At 42.1% G+C, this 19,333-nt stretch carries 10 protein-coding genes; all 10 read left to right on the forward strand.

Features of this window, described 5'->3' with window-relative positions; translation table 11 throughout:
- Nucleotides 1–14 precede the first annotated feature (14 nt).
- The 10 genes from Q0081_RS05155 to Q0081_RS05200 all read left to right on the forward strand — a co-directional run bounded on the left by Q0081_RS05155 (nucleotide 15) and on the right by Q0081_RS05200 (nucleotide 19,308).
- Nucleotides 15–3,209 (forward strand): WD40 repeat domain-containing protein, encoded by a 3,195-nt coding sequence (locus Q0081_RS05155; RefSeq protein ID WP_298350037.1) that lies wholly within the window; start codon nucleotides 15–17, stop codon nucleotides 3,207–3,209.
- 26 nt (nucleotides 3,210–3,235) lie between these two features.
- The gene (locus Q0081_RS05160; protein ID WP_298350038.1) at nucleotides 3,236–5,848 is read left to right on the forward strand and encodes a TonB-dependent siderophore receptor; all 2,613 of its coding nucleotides are present in this window, start codon (nucleotides 3,236–3,238) and stop codon (nucleotides 5,846–5,848) included.
- A gap of 6 nt (nucleotides 5,849–5,854) precedes the next feature.
- Nucleotides 5,855–6,439, forward strand: coding sequence for a GNAT family N-acetyltransferase (locus Q0081_RS05165; RefSeq protein WP_298350039.1), 585 nt, complete (start codon nucleotides 5,855–5,857; stop codon nucleotides 6,437–6,439).
- 61 nt (nucleotides 6,440–6,500) lie between these two features.
- Nucleotides 6,501–9,404, forward strand: coding sequence for a HEAT repeat domain-containing protein (locus Q0081_RS05170; protein WP_298350040.1), 2,904 nt, complete (start codon nucleotides 6,501–6,503; stop codon nucleotides 9,402–9,404).
- Nucleotides 9,405–9,449: 45 nt separating this feature from the next.
- Entirely contained in the window at nucleotides 9,450–13,253 is a 3,804-nt protein-coding gene (locus Q0081_RS05175) for an ATP-binding protein (protein ID WP_298350041.1), read from the forward strand.
- A 13-nt stretch (nucleotides 13,254–13,266) separates the two neighbouring features.
- A complete protein-coding gene (locus Q0081_RS05180) occupies nucleotides 13,267–14,166 on the forward strand; it encodes a sensor histidine kinase (protein WP_298350042.1) in 900 nt (299 codons plus the stop codon).
- 86 nt (nucleotides 14,167–14,252) lie between these two features.
- Entirely contained in the window at nucleotides 14,253–15,434 is a 1,182-nt protein-coding gene (locus Q0081_RS05185; RefSeq protein ID WP_298350043.1) for a PP2C family protein-serine/threonine phosphatase, read from the forward strand.
- A 275-nt stretch (nucleotides 15,435–15,709) separates the two neighbouring features.
- Nucleotides 15,710–16,453 (forward strand): LytTR family DNA-binding domain-containing protein, encoded by a 744-nt coding sequence (locus tag Q0081_RS05190; RefSeq protein WP_298350044.1) that lies wholly within the window; start codon nucleotides 15,710–15,712, stop codon nucleotides 16,451–16,453.
- A gap of 4 nt (nucleotides 16,454–16,457) precedes the next feature.
- Nucleotides 16,458–18,344, forward strand: coding sequence for a tetratricopeptide repeat protein (locus Q0081_RS05195; RefSeq protein WP_298350045.1), 1,887 nt, complete (start codon nucleotides 16,458–16,460; stop codon nucleotides 18,342–18,344).
- 229 nt (nucleotides 18,345–18,573) lie between these two features.
- Nucleotides 18,574–19,308: a hypothetical protein gene (locus Q0081_RS05200; RefSeq protein WP_298350047.1), complete on the forward strand. Its 735-nt coding sequence runs from the start codon at nucleotides 18,574–18,576 to the stop codon at nucleotides 19,306–19,308.
- Nucleotides 19,309–19,333: the final 25 nt, after the last annotated feature.

A 19,333-nucleotide genomic window follows, 5' to 3' on the forward strand; every position in this document is an offset into this window, starting at 1 on the left:
AAATGACTGTTTTTATGAATATGGCTACCAAGCGACCGTATGTTAATCCTTTTCCGGGACTGAGAAGTTTTGACTCCAATGATGCGAATTTGTTCTTTGGGAGAGAAAGTCACGTCAAAAAATTAAGGAAAAAACTAAGCGTTTCAAGGTTTTTGGCAATTATTGGCTCTTCGGGTAGCGGTAAATCTTCGTTAGTCAAAGCAGGCTTAGTGCCTTCACTTGACAAGTATCAACTGGAAAACACAGATTTACAGGGCTGGCATATTTTGATATTCAAACCGGGAGGAGAACCCATAAAAAACTTGGTGAGTGCCTTTACGGACTACATCACAAAGTATACTATTGGCGCTTCTTCTCCCGAAATTACCGCTAATATCGAATCGTTGCTTTTTGACGATTTTGACGGAATCAGTAAAGTGTTCGGAATGCTGAGCGACAAAAACGTGTTGCTTGTCATTGACCAATTTGAAGAGATTTTCCGGTACCAACAAAAGGAGGCTACTTTCAAATCAGACCGTGACGAAACCGTCCTTTTTATTGAATTTCTGGTAAGGGTGATCCATCAGCGTACCATTCCTCTGTACGCAGCCCTGACAATGCGGTCCGATTATTTGGATTATTGCACCAACTATAATGGTCTGACCGAGGCCATCAATCGAGGGTATTTTTTGTTGCCCAAGATGAATCACGCCGAAATTGTATTGGCCATCAACGGCCCTTTAGAAACCATCGGTGTCGATATAAAGCCATCTTTAGTAGACCGTTTGTTGGTGGACATTGGTGATAAAACCGACCAATTGCCTGTTTTACAGCATTCCCTCATGCGCACGTGGGAGCATTGGCAGACGACAAAAACCGCCCAACAACCCATTGACGAGCATGACTATGAGTCGATAGGGACCATGATTGATGCGCTCTCGCTGCACGCCGAAGAAATCTATCAAGATATTTTTGATTCCAAAAGAAAAGCAGTGACCGAAAAGCTGTTTAAGTCATTGACAATTTTGGGGGCAGGTGATGTCGGAATAATCAATCCCACAACCCTGGCCAATATCAAAAAAGTAACCGGTGCTCCTGAGTTTTTGCTGCTGGATGTACTCGACCGGTTTAGAGAAGCGGGTACCTCTTTCTTATCACCTTCTTACACAACTCCCATACACGATGCTTCAGTCATAGACCTTACCCATGAGCGCATTGCTTTCCTGTGGAAACGCTTGAAAACGTGGGTAGACGAAGAGTCGGAATCGGCCAGATTGTACAAAAATCTAAGCTTTTCAGCAGGGTTGTATCAACAGGGTAAAACTGGTCTGTGGATTAACCCCGAATTACAAATTGGGTTGAGGTGGTTAAAGGAAAATCGCCCTACCAAAGAATGGGCTATGCGCTACGATCCCTACTTTGAACGCGCCATCAATTACCTGGAATACAGCCGCAGCCAATATGAATTTGAGATGCAAAGCAAAGAAGCTCGCCACAAAAAGGAGGTAAAACGCGGGCGTCAGTTTGCTGTCTTTTTGGGAATCGGTTCTTTGTTATCCCTGCTTTTTTTGGTGGTGTCCATCATTCTGCGAACTCAGGCCAAACAAAGCGAAAAAGAATCCATTGAAAAGGAACAAATAGCCTTAGCGGAACAGAAAAAGGCCGAAATACAGAAAAGAGAGGCTATCTCGCAAAAACGGATTGCCCAACAGCAGGAAGAAATTGCGGAAGCTCAGAAAAAATTAACCGAAGAACAAAAGCTGATTGCGGTTTCGGAACAGCGGAAAGCCGAGAACCAAAGACAGGAAGCGGTACAGGCCCAACAAACGGCCAACGAGCAACGAATCAGAGCGGAAGATGCCAAACGGGATGCTGAAAACCAGCGCACGAGAGCGGTGACTGCCCAAAATGAGGCGGAAAGACGTAAGGATGAAGCCGAAAAGGCTAAAAATGAAGCGGAAGCCCAAAAACGCATTGCCGACGAAGCCCGCAAGGATGCGGATCAACAAAAAATTAAAGCGATTGTGCGTTCAATCGCTATTCAGTCGTTTCAGATGCCCGAAAATACGCAGGATGGTTTACCTGCATTGCTGGCATTACACGCTAATAACCTCAACGTAAAAAATAAAGGCGAAGTAAATAACCCGGAGATTTTCAATGCGTTATCAAAAGCCGCCGGCTCGAATGCCAAGGTGATTTTGCGGAAACATACTGACGTAGTACGCTCGGTAGCGCTTGGAACAGGAACCGATGCAAATCTCTTTGCTTCCGGCAGTGAAGACGCTACTGTTAAACTTTGGGATGTAAACGCTCCCAATCAAACTCCCCGAACGTACAGTCGGCCCAAATCTACGGAAGGTTTTCGAGCCGTGGTATTTTCCCAAAACGGCCGGAAACTTTTGGCAGGAGGTGCTCAGGGTTCGATTTTGAGTTGGTCCGTAGACCAGCCTGCGGCAGCTCCTACGGTGGTAAAGGGACATAAAAGTCCCATTAACTCCCTGCTTTTAACCAAAGATAATTCTAAACTTATTTCAGTCAGTGCAGATGGCAACATCAGAACATGGAATGTAGCGGGAGGAGGTATTGATTCGGTGGCGAATGCCAGAACGGGTTTCGATTTGTTTTGTGCTCAATTGAGTCCCGACGGTAAAAAATTGGTGTGCGGTTCCAAAGATAAGGTGGTGGTGTTTGATCTGAGTGATTTGAAAAAAGTGCCAGGAGTGTACAATTACTACGGCATGGGAAGTCGGGTAACGGCGTTGGCTTTCAGCCCAGATGGTAAAAAAATCCTGACTGGAAACGTAGCTGGGGTCATTTATCTGTGGTCTTTTGAGAATGACAAAATAATTGAACATACTGGCGTTTCGGTCGTTGGCCGTCACAATTCATCCGTGAGTGATATTGTCTTTTCACCCAACGGCGATTTGGTGGCCACGAGCAGTTTCGATTGGTCGGTGCATTTATTCAATTACGATGAAATCACCCGTCAGCAACAACCTATTGTCATTGCTGATTTTCCTAATTGGGTAACGGGTGTGCGATTTACCAAAGACAGCAAGACATTGATTGCCTACGGAGCCGATAAGACCGTGCGACTTTGGGATATAAACATCCGCGATCTTTATAACGAAGCCTTGAAAAAAATCACTCGCAATTTGACGATTGAGGAATGGAATAAATACGTGGGGAAGGATATCGAATACGCGAAAATTTTGACAGAGGTGAAGTAACCTATTTAACGAAAATGACCTGTGGCATGGGAAAATATCTACAATTATTCAGAATAATAGTAACGGTGGCGGTGTGTTTTCAAGCGGCTTTTTCGTACGGGCAATCGTGCGATGAGTCCGTGAACATACCAGATGCCGAAAAGAAATATGCTACCGGCAATTTTGATGATGTATTTGGACTTCTGATACCGTGTTTAACAACCGGCTTCTCTTCCGATGCCAAAGTGCAGGCGCACAAGATATTGGCCATGACCTATTTGGCCTTGGATTCGACCCGACAAGCAGCGGAGGCTATCCAAAATATTTTGACACTCAACCCCAATTTTGACCCCGACTTTTTGGCTTCTCCGCAATTCAGGGAGCTTTTTGTCCGCATTAAAGATTCTCAGGAACGCATTGTTCAGATTACATCCGTATCCAAAAGGGCGGAAAATGTGCTGAAGGTTCCGGCCACGGTAATCGTTATTACCGAGAAAGATTTTATCAAACGCGGGTATCAAAACTTAGAACAACTCCTGCACGATTTATCAGGATTTGACATTGCCAAAGGCAATGGCCCCGGCTATTCCAATTTCTACACCCGGGGCTATCGCTCTACTTCCAACGACCGGATGCTGATGCTTATTGATGGAGTGGAAGAAAATGATTTAGCGTCGGATAACATTCCCATTTCGCGCCAATACCCACTTTCGGAGGTGGAACGGGTCGAGGTTGTGTATGGCCCTGCCTCTACTCTATACGGAAATAATGCCTTCACGGGGGTGATTAACATTATTACCAAAAAATACCGGGAGATTATAGATGGTAACAGTAAAGTTCGGTTCAATGGCCAAACAAGGTACGGCACCTGGAACACTCGGTATTTTGACGGAACGGTAGCTGTCAAAATCAAAGAAGATGTCGCCGTTTCCGTCACCGGGCGCCTGTTTGAATCCAATGAAATGAATCTGTCGAAATACCCGGAATGGAACTTTGATGCACGTACCCCTACGGACTACGGCAGTCGATTGGATAGAACAGAGACCGACGCCGTAAATTACATCAATAGTACCCAATTACTGACCAAATACCCCAACTCTGATTTATTCAATATCGAATATGCCAACGGGATTCCAACCGCGTTACGCCTTACTGCTAAAGGAGCCGAAAAAGCCGCTGGGTTGGACAATCGACTTTTTAACAGCACTGCCTTTGGTCAACCCGTTGAATTCAATGATTTTTCTAAGGATTGGTACCTGAAAACGAAAATTGAATTTAAGGAATTTACGATTGCCGTTACGAACTGGAAAACCGACGAAGGCGCTTTGCCTTGGTACACTAATTTGTCCCGAATCAGTACCTCCGAATTGGCTCGGTGGATTACTTATTACCGAAGTTTTGCCGTTACCTATAACAAAGTAATCAATGATAAATTTCAGATTCTTAACCTTTCCTCTTACCGCCTGCACGAAATAGACGGAGGGACTAATCTGCCCTCTTACCGGGGTTATTACAACAAAGGCCTGGGGATTGCTGACTTGGCCGCGGGCACTGGACCTACCTACTCTACTACCTATAATTACCGCGTTTCCAACCAATTTCGAAACGAATTTAGGGCCCTTTGGAGCCCTTTGCTCAACTTGGACATTAACGGCGGCATAGAATACCGTAACAGTATTATTCAGGGAAATTATGTTGCCTCCGGCGTGGGCAATCCCAATCCCGAAGAACTGGGATTGCCGGTTAATATTAATTTTCCGGGGGGGAATAATTTCCGGGTTTTTGATATAGGAATCTACGCGCAGGCTACGTATCGTTATACCGAATCGCTCAGTTTGGTCGGTGGATTACGGGTTGACAATAACCGCGTCAGAAAGAGCGGCGGGTACGGAATGGCAGCAAACCCCAGATTATCGGCCATTTACAGTAAGGGGAATTTTATTTTTAAGGTTATTTATGCCGAAGCCTTCAAAGATGCTTCGTACCTTCAAAAATACGCTACTACGGCCGACCGACTCTTAAACAACCCGACCCTGCAACCCGAAAAAGTGCGAAATGTAGAATTCAGCTTGTATTACAAGCCTATGAAGGATGTAAATATTTCGATTGCGGCCTATCGCGCCAATTACAGCAATGCGGTAGGGCTGGCTTCGGTCATAATGGAAAACGGCACCAAGACCAGTCAGTTTCAAGGCATTGGTCGTCAGCGGATTTGGGGGATTCAGGCAGAAGCAAATTATCAAAAAGAGAGACTCAACGTATGGAGCAATTTTACCTACACCAATCCACTCGATTTAACTTCCGATTTGCGTATCAGTGATATCGCCGATTTTTCATTTAACATCGGGGCTAATTATCAATTTACTAAAAGCCTGAGGTTGAACTTAACTTCTCATTACGTAGGAGCTCGCAAAACTGGCGCGGGTACGTATGGCAGCAGAAACCCGATTCAATTGTTTGACCCTTATTTTATCGTGGATGGCGCTTTGACCTACCACGATGTCATCAAAGGCGTATCGTTGCAAGCAACAAGCTATAATTTATTAAACAAAGAATATTTTGTGCCCGGCATTCGCGAAGCTGACAATATTGTGGGAGCATCCCGGTTTCCGCAGGAGCGTCGTAATTTTTCGTTTGGCGTTTTATTTGATATCAAGTAGATGAATATGAGTACTTTACCCAATGTGATTGATGTATTGGCGATGGAAAAGCACAAGACCACATTATTGCCCGATGGATTTGAACTCTCAGCAGGGCATTCTCCTGACTTGATAGAGGAAGTCGGCCGATTTAGAATCAAGGCTTGGCGGAATGAGAACGGAGTGGACCCGCTTTTTTTTTCAAAAGATGCCTGGATTGACTCATTGGATCAAAATGCCCGTCATTGGATTATTACTAAAAATCGAATCATTGTTGCGGCAGCCCGACTGAGTTTTCATGAGTATGTTGAGGAGGTGCCTTATGCCGATTTTTTACACGAAGAACACTTGCCTATTTTCAGTAGAAGTCCGATTGCGTCCATCAATCGATTGGTAGTAGACCCCATGTTTCGAGGAAGAGGTTTTTCCAAAATTCTGGACAATGAACGGATAAAGGCCGCATCGCAGCACGGATCAAAAGTGATAATTGCCTTTCCTCAGTTGTCTCGTTTGAATTCACTGGAAAAACTTGGGTTTTCGTTGATTTCTCAACTTAAAAACATTCCTGAAATGCCCGAACGGCCCTTTTTTCTAATGAAATTAGATTTGTAAAGCATTTTTTGGTGATTTATTTTTTGCCCTTTGCCTATTTTCCTTAAACTAATCCCATTGAATGATTAAAAAACAGGAAATATTTGACCTCCTCAATCTGAAACAGGGCGATATTGCTGTTGTCAGACCTTTCATGTTGTACTCCTTTTTTATGGGGGGAGCGGTAGCTATTTTTTATACGGCTACCATGTCACTGTTTCTGGATAGTTTTGACCGAACGATGCTTCCCAAATCGTACATTGTCAGTGGAATCATTGTCTATGTATTGGGGTATGCAGTCTCTAAATTTCAAAAACGGGTCTATTTTTCAAAAATCTCCCTTTCCTTGATTCTGTTTCTGATTGCATCGGTTATTATTCTGCTTATTGTGCATTTTGTGACTGGTAATAAATGGGTTTATTTTTTCCTTTTCATTTGGAATCGGGTCTTTGTTTTTGTCAATGGTCTTTCGTTTTGGGCGATTGTTTCCCGGATTTTCAATCATGAACAAGCCCGGCGACTCATCAGCTTCATTACGACGGGGGACGTCGTTTCCTCCATTTTAAGTTATCTGTCAGTGCCTTTGCTGTTGCGTTTTACCACCACACACGGCCTGCTCTATGTTTCGCTGGGAGCGTTGATGATTTGTGTAGTATTGTCCATCCTTATTTCAAAAAAATACAATTCGGAGCTCTCCGTTGTAGCCCATTCACACGAGGGAAGGGAGGATAAAAACTGGAAATATTTTTTTAAAACGCCTTATTATACGGCGATTTTTCTACTGGCGATTTTGCCCGTTTTCGGCTTGTTTTATGTAGAATATGTCTTTGCCATTGAGTCAAAAAGTGTGTTTCCGGATAAAGAATTGCTGGCAGGTTTTTTAGGGGTATTTTTCAGTATGTGTGCGGAAATTGAATTGTTTATTAAGTTCTTTTTGTACGGACGCATCATTGAAAAATACGGCCTGAAATTGGGATTGGTCATTTTACCCCTGTCCCTGACCGTCTTCTTTGCCTTTGCAGCCATGTATGGGTCCTTTTACGGCGCCACCTACGTGTTTTTCGCGTTCATTGTCATGAGCCGGTTTTTTATGAGTGCTTTGCGAAAATCAATCAGTGAACCCTCCTTTCAGTTGTTGTTTCAACCCATTGAGCCCGTAGAAAGATTGGAGTTGCAAAGTCGAATAGAAGGAGGACCAAAAGCCATCGGCAGCATTTTGGCCGGGGTTTTTCTGCTTGCTCTTACCTATTTCACGTTTATTGATACCATTTACCTTTCCTATATTTTTCTCTTTATTTTGGTGGGATGGGTTTGGATTGCCTTAACTACTCAAACGCTTTATCGGAATACGTTGAGAAATGTATTGGCCGGTACCAATACATTTTTGAAAAAACGTCGCAGGCAGGTAGAAGACGAACTCTTACCGACGGTGGAAGAAGTAGTGCTGGAGATGCCTGTAAAACGCCTTGATTTTGAGTCTATTATCAAAATGGCTCAATCAAAAGACCCCGATGAACGATTGCAGGCGGTGTATTTGCTGGGAAAATCGGGACGCTATTTTGCGTTTAAATACTTGGAAGAACTTCTCCATGACAAAAATCATCATGTAAAACGGGCTGCTATTCTGGCATCAGGCTCGGTTCGGAAAAATGAGCTTTGGCCTCATTTGTTTAACAGCCTTTCGTCCAAATATTATAAACAACCCGTGGTTTTGGCGCTTGCGGAAATTGGTGAGCCGGTGATTCCCGACCTCGAACGCTTTTTTAATCGTCTGGAAAACGACCGCGCTTCTCAATTGAAAATTATTTGCGTGATTGAGTGCATCAACAGTAATGCATCCATCAAATTTTTAAGAGCCAAAATGAATCACCCTGACCCACATATTCGAGATCGGGTATATGAGGCTTTGAAAAAATTGCATTACCGGGCTACTGTGCTGGAACGCCCTCATATCACGGCCGAAATAGACGAAAAAGCGGCTTTAATGGTCTGGCTGATGGCTGCTCAAAAGGATTTGACTGGACAACCCGAGACTGAGCAATTGGTAGAAGCATTGGAGGAAGAAAGCTATCAGACCACTCCTAAGCTTTTCAATCTATTGGCAATTTTGAACGGCGACCAAGGGTTTGATTTGATCAAAGAAATGTACGAAAACAAAAGCCCGGAGACACGCGGCTTTTTGCAGGAAATCTTCAATATGGCACTTACGGAAGATATGCGGGTAAAGCTGATGCCTCTTTTTGATGACTTACCTCTTTCGGACAAATTGCAAAAGTGCCAGGAGAATTACCCACAACAACATTTATCGGTTGAAGACCGGATCGTGGACATTGTTAACAAAGATTTTTCCCAAATTTCGAGCTCACTCAAAGCGGTAGGAATTCAAAATCTCTTGGATTTTCCGGAATCTGAATACGAATATTTGCTGGTTGCTTGTGCCAATTCGGGGGTGGAAATTATTGCTGAAACTGCTCTGTATGTGTTGAAAAAGCTATATCCAGACGCTTTGGCTGATTTTAAAGAAATCGCCCAGTTTCGGGAAGTGACTCAGGAGATAGAGTATTGTCATACGATTGAAAACAGTGTGGATGGGGAGGAGTTGTTAGTCAATAAATTGAAATCAGTACGAAAGATAGAGTTATTGGCAAAGTTACCTCCCGACTCCCTTATCCCGGTGGCAGCTACCTTGCGATCGTTTCGTCTAAACCAAGGAGATGTTGTTGAGCTGAATTCGTATTGTGTGGACGGAATCCCTTTTCTGATTGTATCATACGGAACTATCGAACTCATCGAAACCGATGGTACCACCCATCCCGTAGGAGAGTGGGACTATTGGTATCATGCCCCTGAGCCGCCGCCCACTACGAAGTTAGAGTCTATCAGAGCCTTATCCAATGCCGAAATTATACTTTTAGACCCCTATTTAATTTATAACCTAATCGCCGATATCTTTTCTCACCGAGAAGAACGGGCCTTAGCGGCCTGATTCTGAAGTGTAATGAGCTATTTTTTTGAATTAATGAAAAACAAATTGTCAACGTACCAACAACCGAAGAGGTATAAGCAAGCGTCAGTTTTTGTACGTGGCTGGTTTGCATTGCTTGCGGTACTGCTGTGGGGTGGGGGAGCATGGGGACAAAGCAATAAAAAAAAAAAAAAAAAAGGGATTCCACTCAGTAAGATGTACAATCCCAAAGAATACAATGCTCATGGTCAGAACTTTGCAGTGGCGCAGGACCAACGGGGATTGATGTATTTTGGAAATTTTGCGGGCGTACTTGAATACGACGGGGTTTCGTGGCGAACCATCCCAACCGGAACCATCACCAAAGTGTCCGCTTTGTGCGTGAGTAAATTTGGACGGGTGTTTGTGGGAGCAAAAGGGGAATTCGGGTATTTGAAACCTGATAGCACCGGAACCCTTGGTTTTGAAGGCCTCAGTAAAGATGTGAAAGCTGAGTTTGGGCAAATATTGACTGTTTTTCAAACAGAGGCAGGGATTTATTTTGTGGCTCAACATCATATTTTTCTGTTAGACTCAAAGGGTGTCAAGGAATTTCAGGTAGGCGGTACTATTTTGTCTTCCTTTTATGCCAATCAGAAAATCATTGTTTTGTTGAAAGACGGAGGTCCCCATTTTTTTGAGGGACAAAGATTGGTACCCATAGAAAAGGCCCCTCTGACACCCGTTATTTTTGATATGACTGCCGTATTTCCAACTGCAGACGGCCAATTGTTACTCCTTACCAGCAGTCAGGGATTATTCAAATTAGCAAATAATACCATTCGTACGTTTGATTGCCCGGTCAATAGCTATTTGATTGCGAATCAGACTACGGCGGGACAGGTGTTGGAAAATGGTAATTTGGCCATTGGAACGCTCAAAGAAGGAGTTGTGGTAATAACTCCCAACGGGCAAATTGTCAATCGAATCAAAGACAATGATTATTTGCAGGATATGCAGGTCAATGCTATGTTCTGCGATCGGGAAGGAGCCTTGTGGTTAGCGCTGAATAACGGGATTGTATCCATCGATATATCTTCGCCCATTGAGCGATTCAATGAGTTTTCAAATCTTAAAGGAGAAGTGAAAGGCATTGCAAGAGCCAACGGACGGTTGTACGTAGGAACCCTTAACGGTCTTTTTTCCCTCAAAGATTTTACCGTAAATCCCATTCCAGCGGTCAATGCCAGTTGTTTTGATTTGGAAGTCGTGGGAGGAGCCCTGTTTGTGGCAACCAATAAAGGTTTGGTGCAGGTCTCAGAAAGCGGTGTTCAAAAAATCACTCCTTTTTACACGCTATGTCTTCAGGCATCGAGAGTGAATCCTTTTCATTTATACGTGGGCCAGCAAAGTGGGCTCGGTATGATAAACATGAAAAATGGAAAAGGCGGAGAGTACCGATTGATTGGAGCCATCAACGAGCAAATCATGGGCATTGCGGAAGACGCCGATGGCACGATTTGGCTCGAAACCCTGTCGGATGGACTTTTTAAAGTGAATGCGAAAACCTACGAAGTGAAAAAGTATGCTGCCAAGGAAGGTTTGCCGCCAATGTCGTACAACCGTGTCACCTATACATCGCAGGGATTGATTGCTTATAATCAAAAAGGAACGTTTAGATACGATAATCAAAAAGACCGATTTGAACCTTACAATCTTTTTCAAACCGAAAACTCCTCTACCGTTTACTGGAAAGGAAATATCGTAGAAGACGATAAAGGGAATATTTGGACGACTCAGGGAGATGAAAAAATGGTGACGGCTTACCTTAAAACAGGGCAGGACAAAAAACCGTACCGAAAACTTACCTCGTCTTTTTTACCCATTGCCGATATTCCTTTGAACGTCATTTACCCCGATAACAATAATTTGATTTGGTTTGGCGGTCCGGAAGGGGTCATTCGGTATGACCTTACCATGAGCCGAGATTATCAGCGTACGTATGCGGCTTTGATTCGGAAAGTGACCATAAAAGGAGAAAATGTACTTTACAACGGGTATCCGACTGATACCGCCGCTGCAAAGTCTGACTTGGCGGTTCAGGAAATAGATTTGGACTATCAAAATAATAACATTCGATTTGAATTCTCGGCTCCCAATTACCACGCAAGCGAGGTATTGGTGTTTCAATACTATCTCGAAAATTTTGATAAGGCTTGGTCAGAGTGGACATCGCAGTCGCAAAAAGAATATACCCACCTGCCGTCCGGCGATTATCGGTTTCGAGTAAAAGCAAAAAATATTTACGGGATACAAAGCGAAGAGGCCATCGTACAATTTACCGTGCAGACGCCCCTGTACTTAAAGTGGTGGGCTATCTTGCTGTATTTTATTTTGTTCAGTGCCATTATCTATTACGCAGTCCGGTGGCGATTGCGGGTGTTGGAACGTGAAAAAATGGAATTGGAAAATCTCATCAAAGAGCGTACCGAAGAAGTGGTGAGCCAGAAAGTCGAGCTCGAAAAGCAATCGAAAGAACTGACGACCAAAAACGACCAACTCGAAAAGATTGACATCATCGTGCAGGCGATTAATGCCGAAATCAATTTCGCCAATCTGTTTCAAACCGTATTGACGCGCCTGAAAATCATCCGAAACATGGACAATGCGAGCGCGTTGATTTTTGATAAGGAAACCAACAGCTTTCGGTTCAAAGCACTGTACGGTTCCAATGCGCTAGGGTTGGTCGCCTCCGTTGAGTTGAGTCACGAAGAAGCCGAAAACCGCTATTTGTACGAAGCCCTCGAAGTATACGAAGATATCTATTTCAAAAATGACATTAAATACGATAAACTGAACAATGCGGTAGATCAATTGATGACTCCGAAGTCAATGATTGCGATTGTTATCAAAGTCGATAGTCAAATCGAAGGTTTTATTACGCTCGAAAACTGCGCCCGTTCCAATGCATTTGATCAGCGAGATTTCAACATGATCAAAAACCTGAAAGAACACTTGATTGCGGCCTACATTAAAACCCGGATATTAGAAAACCTTGAAAAAACGCTTACCAATTTAAAAGACACCCAGGAAGAATTAATCAGGCAGGAAAGACTGGCTTCGGTCGGACAATTAACCAAAGGGATTGTCGACCGTATTTTGAATCCCCTCAACTACATCAACAATTTTTCGGAGTCATCAAAACTGTTGGTAGATGAGTTGAATGAAATGATTTCAAAAAATGAGAATTCGGTAGCGGATGAAATCAAAGATGATTTGTACGATGTACTGGATTTGATCAAAAACAGTGTTTCAAAAATCTATGACCATGGCAACAGTACCACGCGCATTGTAAAAGACATGCAGAAGTTGCTGAAAGAAAAATCAAGCGACTTTTTTGAAACCGACCTCAACGCGTTTGTAGAAAGCCGGGCAAAAACCGCACTGCATGATTTTCAGGTAAACAATAAGGATTTTAACGGAGATTTAGTATTCAATTTGGAAAAGGAATCGGTCAAAACCAAGATTTTGCCGCCTGAACTGGGTGATGTGATTTTGAGTCTTCTGGACAATTCTTTTTACACGATTTATGAGAAAGGTAAGCTTAGTAAAACGTTTTCTCCACAGGTGCAGGTGTCTACTGAATTAGTGAAAGATGAAATTTACTTAAAAATAAAAGACAATGGCAAAGGCATTCCGCGACGTGATTTAGAGAGACTTTTTAGCCCGTTTTTTACCACTAAGCCTACTTCCAAAGGCACTGGCTTAGGGTTATTTATGAGTAAAGACATTATTGAAATGCACAAAGGTAAAATTGAAATTTATTCCAAAGAGGGCGAATTTACGGAGGTAGTGATTGTTTTGCCAACGGTAAATAAGTTTCCTTCCTAATCACGAAACGTACATGGAAAAAGCTAACAAATTGATAGACGGGGAACAAAGCGATGCTTTGCTCCAACAAAAAGATGGGCAGCCAAATGAAGAGTTGGATGAGTTCAAAGAGCGTTTTGTGCAAATCAACAAATTGGCTGAAATCGGTCAGTTAACGGCGGGGATACTTCACGAAATTCAGAATCCACTCAATTTTATCAATAATTTTTCCCGACTTTCGGTCGATTTAGTGGGTGAAATAAAAGAAATTTTGGAGAAAAAACAGGGACAGCCGCTTACAGAAGATGAACAGGAAGACCTTCTTTTTTTGCTCAATAAATTAGAAGGGGTTAATACGAAGGTAGGCGAAAACGGGGGGCGTATCGGGCGAATAATTCAAAGCATGTTGGCCCAGACCCGATCGGAAAACAAAACGGTTCAATTTGAGCCGGTCGATCTGAATCAGCTTTTGGAAGAGTTTACCAAACTGGCGTATCAGGGAATCAGGGGAGAAGATCGTTCTTTCAACGTATCCTTTCTTTTTCAACTGGACCCGGCCGTGGGTCTGGTCAAATTGGCAGCTACTGAAATAAGCCGGGTGGTGTTGAATTTGGTCAACAATGCCTGCTACGCCATCAATGAAAAGCGTAAATTGGCGCTGGAGGGCTATACCCCGCAACTTGCCGTGAGTGCAGTGAGATTAACTGATCTGATTGAAATCAAAATCAGGGATAATGGGATGGGCATTCCGGATGCGGTCAAAGAAAAAATATTTACCCTTTTTTTTACAACCAAGCCCGTCGGCAAAGGTTCCGGCTTGGGATTGGCCTTGAGTCGAGACATTGTTACGGTCATGCACAAAGGTCACTTGAGTGTAGTCTCTGAACCCGGAAATTTTACCGAATTTACCATTCAATTACCCCTTAATTTATAAAAAGAACTTTATCTTTAATGATTAAATGACATAACCTACCTGTTGATTTAAAAAGTTAAGAAAACTCACCCCAAATTAAAACGACGATGAGCATCAAGATACTCAGTATGGATGATGAATTGGACATGGAAATGTTAATTCAGACCCGATTCAGAAAACAAATACGGGAAAAAAGATTTGAATTTATTTTTGTGCACAATGGCTTTGAAGCATTGGAAGCCATTGAAGCCAACAACGATATTGACATTGTACTTTCGGATATTAACATGCCCGAAATGGATGGTTTGACATTCTTGTCAAAACTGAACGAAATGAATAAAGCGCGACTGAAAGCAGTGATGGTGTCGGCCCACGGCGACATGGACAATATTCGCCGGGCCATGAACTTAGGTGCTTTTGATTTTATTAACAAACCCATCAATTTCGAAGACTTAGAGATTACCATCGATAAAACGGTGGGGTATATCGAAATGATTAATCAGCATCAGAAAGAGCGCGATCAATTGGTCTCGATCCAGAATGATTTGTTGATAGCCCGCGATATTCAGCAGGCGATGCTGCCCAAGATTTTTCCTCCCTTCCCGCAACGAAAAGATCTGGATTTACATGGTTTTCTGGAACCGGCAAAGTCAGTAGGCGGGGATTTGTTCGATTTCTTTATGATGGATGAAGATCACCTGTTTTTTATCATTGGTGATGTCTCTGATAAAGGCGTGCCGGCCTGTATGTTCATGGCCATTACGAAAGCCATCTTCAAAACCCACTTTTTACACCGGAGTTTTGAAAATATTGCCGAAGAAGTAAAGCAGGTCAACGCATTTTTATCAGAAGACAACGACTCCTTTATGTTTGTAACTGCGTTTGTTGGAATATTGGATTTGAAGACCGGTGTGGTGGAATACGTAGATGCCGGCCACGAGCCTCCTTTCATTATGAGAAAAGGTAAAGGAGTGGAAATCGTGAAAAAAACGATGGGAATGGCCTTGGGCATTGATCCTACGTTTGATTATCACTCGCAGCAACTTACCCTTCAACCGGGAGATACGCTGTTTCTATACACCGACGGAGTTCCGGATGCCAACAATGCGGCGGGGGAACGTTTTGGTCTCAAAAACGCGGAACAAATCCTGACTTCGTTCATTAATGATGAATCTCCCCGCGAAATCAATTCCGTAATCCGGGTACAATTAAAAGAGTTTATTGGCGAAAATGCTCAGTTTGACGACATTACAACCCTTACCATTCAGTACTACGGGGATGTAAAGTAAATCCCGGAAAAGGTAAAAATCGGTAAGCAATTTATCAATTATCAGTAAGCGGTCATCTATTTAGGATGACCGCTTTATTTTTTAATGGGTGAGTTGAACCTTCCGGCTGTCTTCTGAATTCTACCTTTAAATAATTAAAAATCCTAAATCGCACTCTTTGATGGTAGGTTTTAATCAAATTAACTTAATTTTGACTTAGTACTTAGATAAAGGGGAAAAACCTCAGGAAGCATACTCAGACCATACGTTAGAAAAATTATATTTTCAGTATCCAAATGGATAAAACCCGAATACTCATTGTAGAAGATGACCCAATTATTGCTGCCGACCTCGAAGACCGCCTACTGGAAATAGGATATTCTGTAATAGGGCCCTACGACCAAGGGGAGGAAGCTTTTGAAGTAATTAAGAAGGAAGTGCCAGATTTAGTGATTATGGATGTTCAGTTGGCCGGTAAATGGGATGGAATAGAAACGGTACGCCAAATCGATAAAGTAGTTCAGTTACCTATTATTTTTCTGACGGATAATACCGACGAATCTACTTTTATAAGAGCCAAAAGTAGGTACCCGGCCGCTTTTTTATCAAAACCTTTTCGTGGAAGAGATTTAAAACATGCCATTGAATTAGCGATAAGTCAGTCGTCTCAGGAAAATAAAAAACTCACCACGGCTCCTGAAAATGAAAATACGTTCATCCTTCACGATCGAGTATTTGTCAAAACCAAAGACCGGATGGAACGGTTGTTTTATCAGGATATTCTGTGGATAGAAGCCGATGATTATTATTGTAAAGTTTGTACGAAAAATCGGGAGATTCAGATTTTACAAACGCTCGGGAAATTCAATGAAACCCTGAAAAATCTACCAGAGTTTCTGCGGGTTCATCGCTCCTTTATTGTAAATTTGAAACATGTGGAGCAAATTGGAGATTTGTATTTGCACATTGCTAAAAAACAAATTCCCGTCAGTAAATCCATCAGAGAAGAAATAATGGGTCGTATAAAAAAAATAAGCTGATCCCGTGAAAAATGTATTTCTGCTTCAATTGTTTTTAATAGTAGTATCCTGCCCTGTTTTCTCTCAGAAGGCAGGATTGGACAGTTTATTGAAAGTAGTCAAGAATTTACCTGATGATACGGTTAAAATAAGAAGATTATATCAATTGTCAGAGGCGTACAGCAGCTTTGATTTGAAGCAGGAAAAGGTACTTTTGCACCAATCGTATCATCTTGCAAAACAAGTAAATGCGGAAACCCGGATACCAGAATTGGAAATGGGTATTGGTCGCTCAAGTGCAAACCTAAGCCAGCCAGATTCTGCCTTGTTTTACTTCAATAAAGCGCTTCAGGGGTTCGAAAATCAGAACAATCAAAAATCCATTGCTAAAGTTTACAGCAAAATCAGGTGGGTTTATAATTACCTCGGAGATTTTGAAAAAGCTCTGAGATATGCGTTTAAAGCCCTCGAAATTTACCGAAAATTCAACGATTCCGTCGGTTTGGCAAGTGTATACAGTGATATTTCGGTCATTTTTTACTCACAGCAAAAGTTTGAAGATGCGGCAAACTACGCTCAGAAAGCGTATGACCTTCAGAAGAAACAAAACCTTTTAGATAATCTTGCCTATTCGGCACAATCACTCGGCGATGCCTGGCTTCAATTGGGAGACTATCCTAAAGCCCTGAATTTTCAGAATGAAGGCTTGGCAATTCGGCGTAAATTATCTTCTGAAATTGATGTAGCGCTTTCGCTGAATAGCCGTGCTAATGTTTATAAATACTTGAAACGTTACGATCGGGCACTGGACGATTATCGTGAAAGTTTAAAAATTGCCCGGAAAGCGGGTTTTACTGGGTTAGTGCTTTCCTGCCTTGGTAACATTGGACATGTCTATAATCTGGTAGGGAAATACAATAAAGCGTTGCCCTATCATTTTGAGAATCGGAGATTGATAAGGCAAACGCAGCAATTGGATAAGGCGGTCGAAAATTATCAGTTACTTGCAGAAGCCTATGGAGCTATCAGCAAATATGATTCAGCGTATTACTTCCAAAAATTGACGACAATTATGGGAGACAGCTTGCTGAATGAGCAGAACAATCTCCAAATGGCAAGACTGAAAACTCAGTTTGAAACCGAACAGAAAGAAGAGGAAATTAAGCGACAGCGTGATTTATTGGAAGAGGATCATAATAAGCTTTGGGCTTTAACTATTTTTCTGGCCCTCACCTTGTTGGTGGGGGCCATGTTGTTTATTCTGATCCGGACATTGCGAAAACGCAATCAGGAAAAAGAATACCTGATCAAAGAAATTCACCACCGAGTCAAAAATAACTTGCAGGTTCTGGCGAGTTTGCTTCATCTACAGGGACGCTATATAAAGGATGAGGCGGCATTGGACGCTGTTCGGGAGGGACAAAGTCGGGTGGAAGCCATGGGGTTGATTCACCAAAAACTGTACATGGGAGAGAATGTAGCGGCTGTTGATATGGTCGATTACATTCATAATCTTGGAAATTCATTGCTTGATTCTTACGGATTATCTGATGATGATCGAATTCAAATTAGCTATAACCTTCAGCCGCTTCAGCTTGATGTAGATACGGCAATTCCTATTGGTTTGATTATCAATGAATTGGTGACAAATTCGTTGAAGTACGCATTCCCCGACAGGCGTTCAGGAATCATACAAATAGCGCTGTGTGAAGATGCTTCAAAAAAACTTTGCCTTCAGGTAAACGACGATGGAGTAGGGCGGCATCAAGCCCCTGAGTTAAAAAACAGCACTTCGTTTGGCACCAATCTCGTCAAAATTTTAAGCAAAAAATTAAAAGGGAGTTCACAGGTTTTGGAAACTACCCATGGCTATGCTACCTTGATTCGATTTGAACGTTATAAATTGGCTTAGTCCGAATGACAAATGAGCGAATGACGAGTTACGAATCTCTGCCCTTGTCTGTGTCTCCACATACAACCTTTGTTTCGTTTAAATCAATGCAGAATCCTTCATTATAAATTGCTTGAAAGAAATATTTACTAGGCAGAATATTTTCAAAATTGAAAAAAGTTTGTAAAATTGAATAATTGTTTGAAAATATAGTAAAATAATGAGTTGTTGTAAGGTTTAAGCACGTTAAATGAAAACTTTTCTGCTTATTCTCTTTTCGCTTTGTTGGGGATTGTCTTCTAATTCTCAGGAAAAAAATGTCTATAATTACTTTGTGCAGGTCATTAAAACACCTGACAGCAATACGAAAATAGAAATCAATAAAAAAGGCGATACGGTTTTAGTCGCGTATTATAATACCCAAGATTTAATAAATCGCACAAATCAAGAGTTTGTAAAAGTCTATAAAGGCACTCCTTTTTTTAAAAACGGTTGGTATAAAGGAGTACTTTTGACCGATAACGGGGCGAGTTTAAATTTTACAATGGCTTACAATGTTCAGAAGGATGAAGTATATATGGTGAATAATCCTACTGAAAGTGCTGTTTCTATAAAACCCATTGGATTCTCCATGGAAGGCCATACTTTCAGGCAATTCAAAGACAGGTATTACGAATCCATTTATGAAGGCAAAAGCCTGATTCTGAAAGAACATCAATGTTTGCTGCAACTCAACAGGCCCATTCAAAAAACGGGCTACGAATCAGAAGGAGGCGAAAATGAGTATGAAGGCGAATTTATAAAATCAGTAAAATATTACCTTATCAATGAGGGGAAATTTAAAGAAATACCCTTGAGCAAACGCATTTTTAGATTATTTGGTGAGCATGGCAAAACAGTGGAAGCGTTTGCAAAGACAAAAGAACTAAGCCCCAATAACGAAGGTAGTTTAATTGCGTTATTTAAATATTTTGAGTCTCTCTGATAATTTTTTAAATCGAATATCGTTA

It is taken from the genome of Runella sp. (assembly GCF_027484545.1).
GTDB lineage: Bacteria > Bacteroidota > Bacteroidia > Cytophagales > Spirosomataceae > Runella.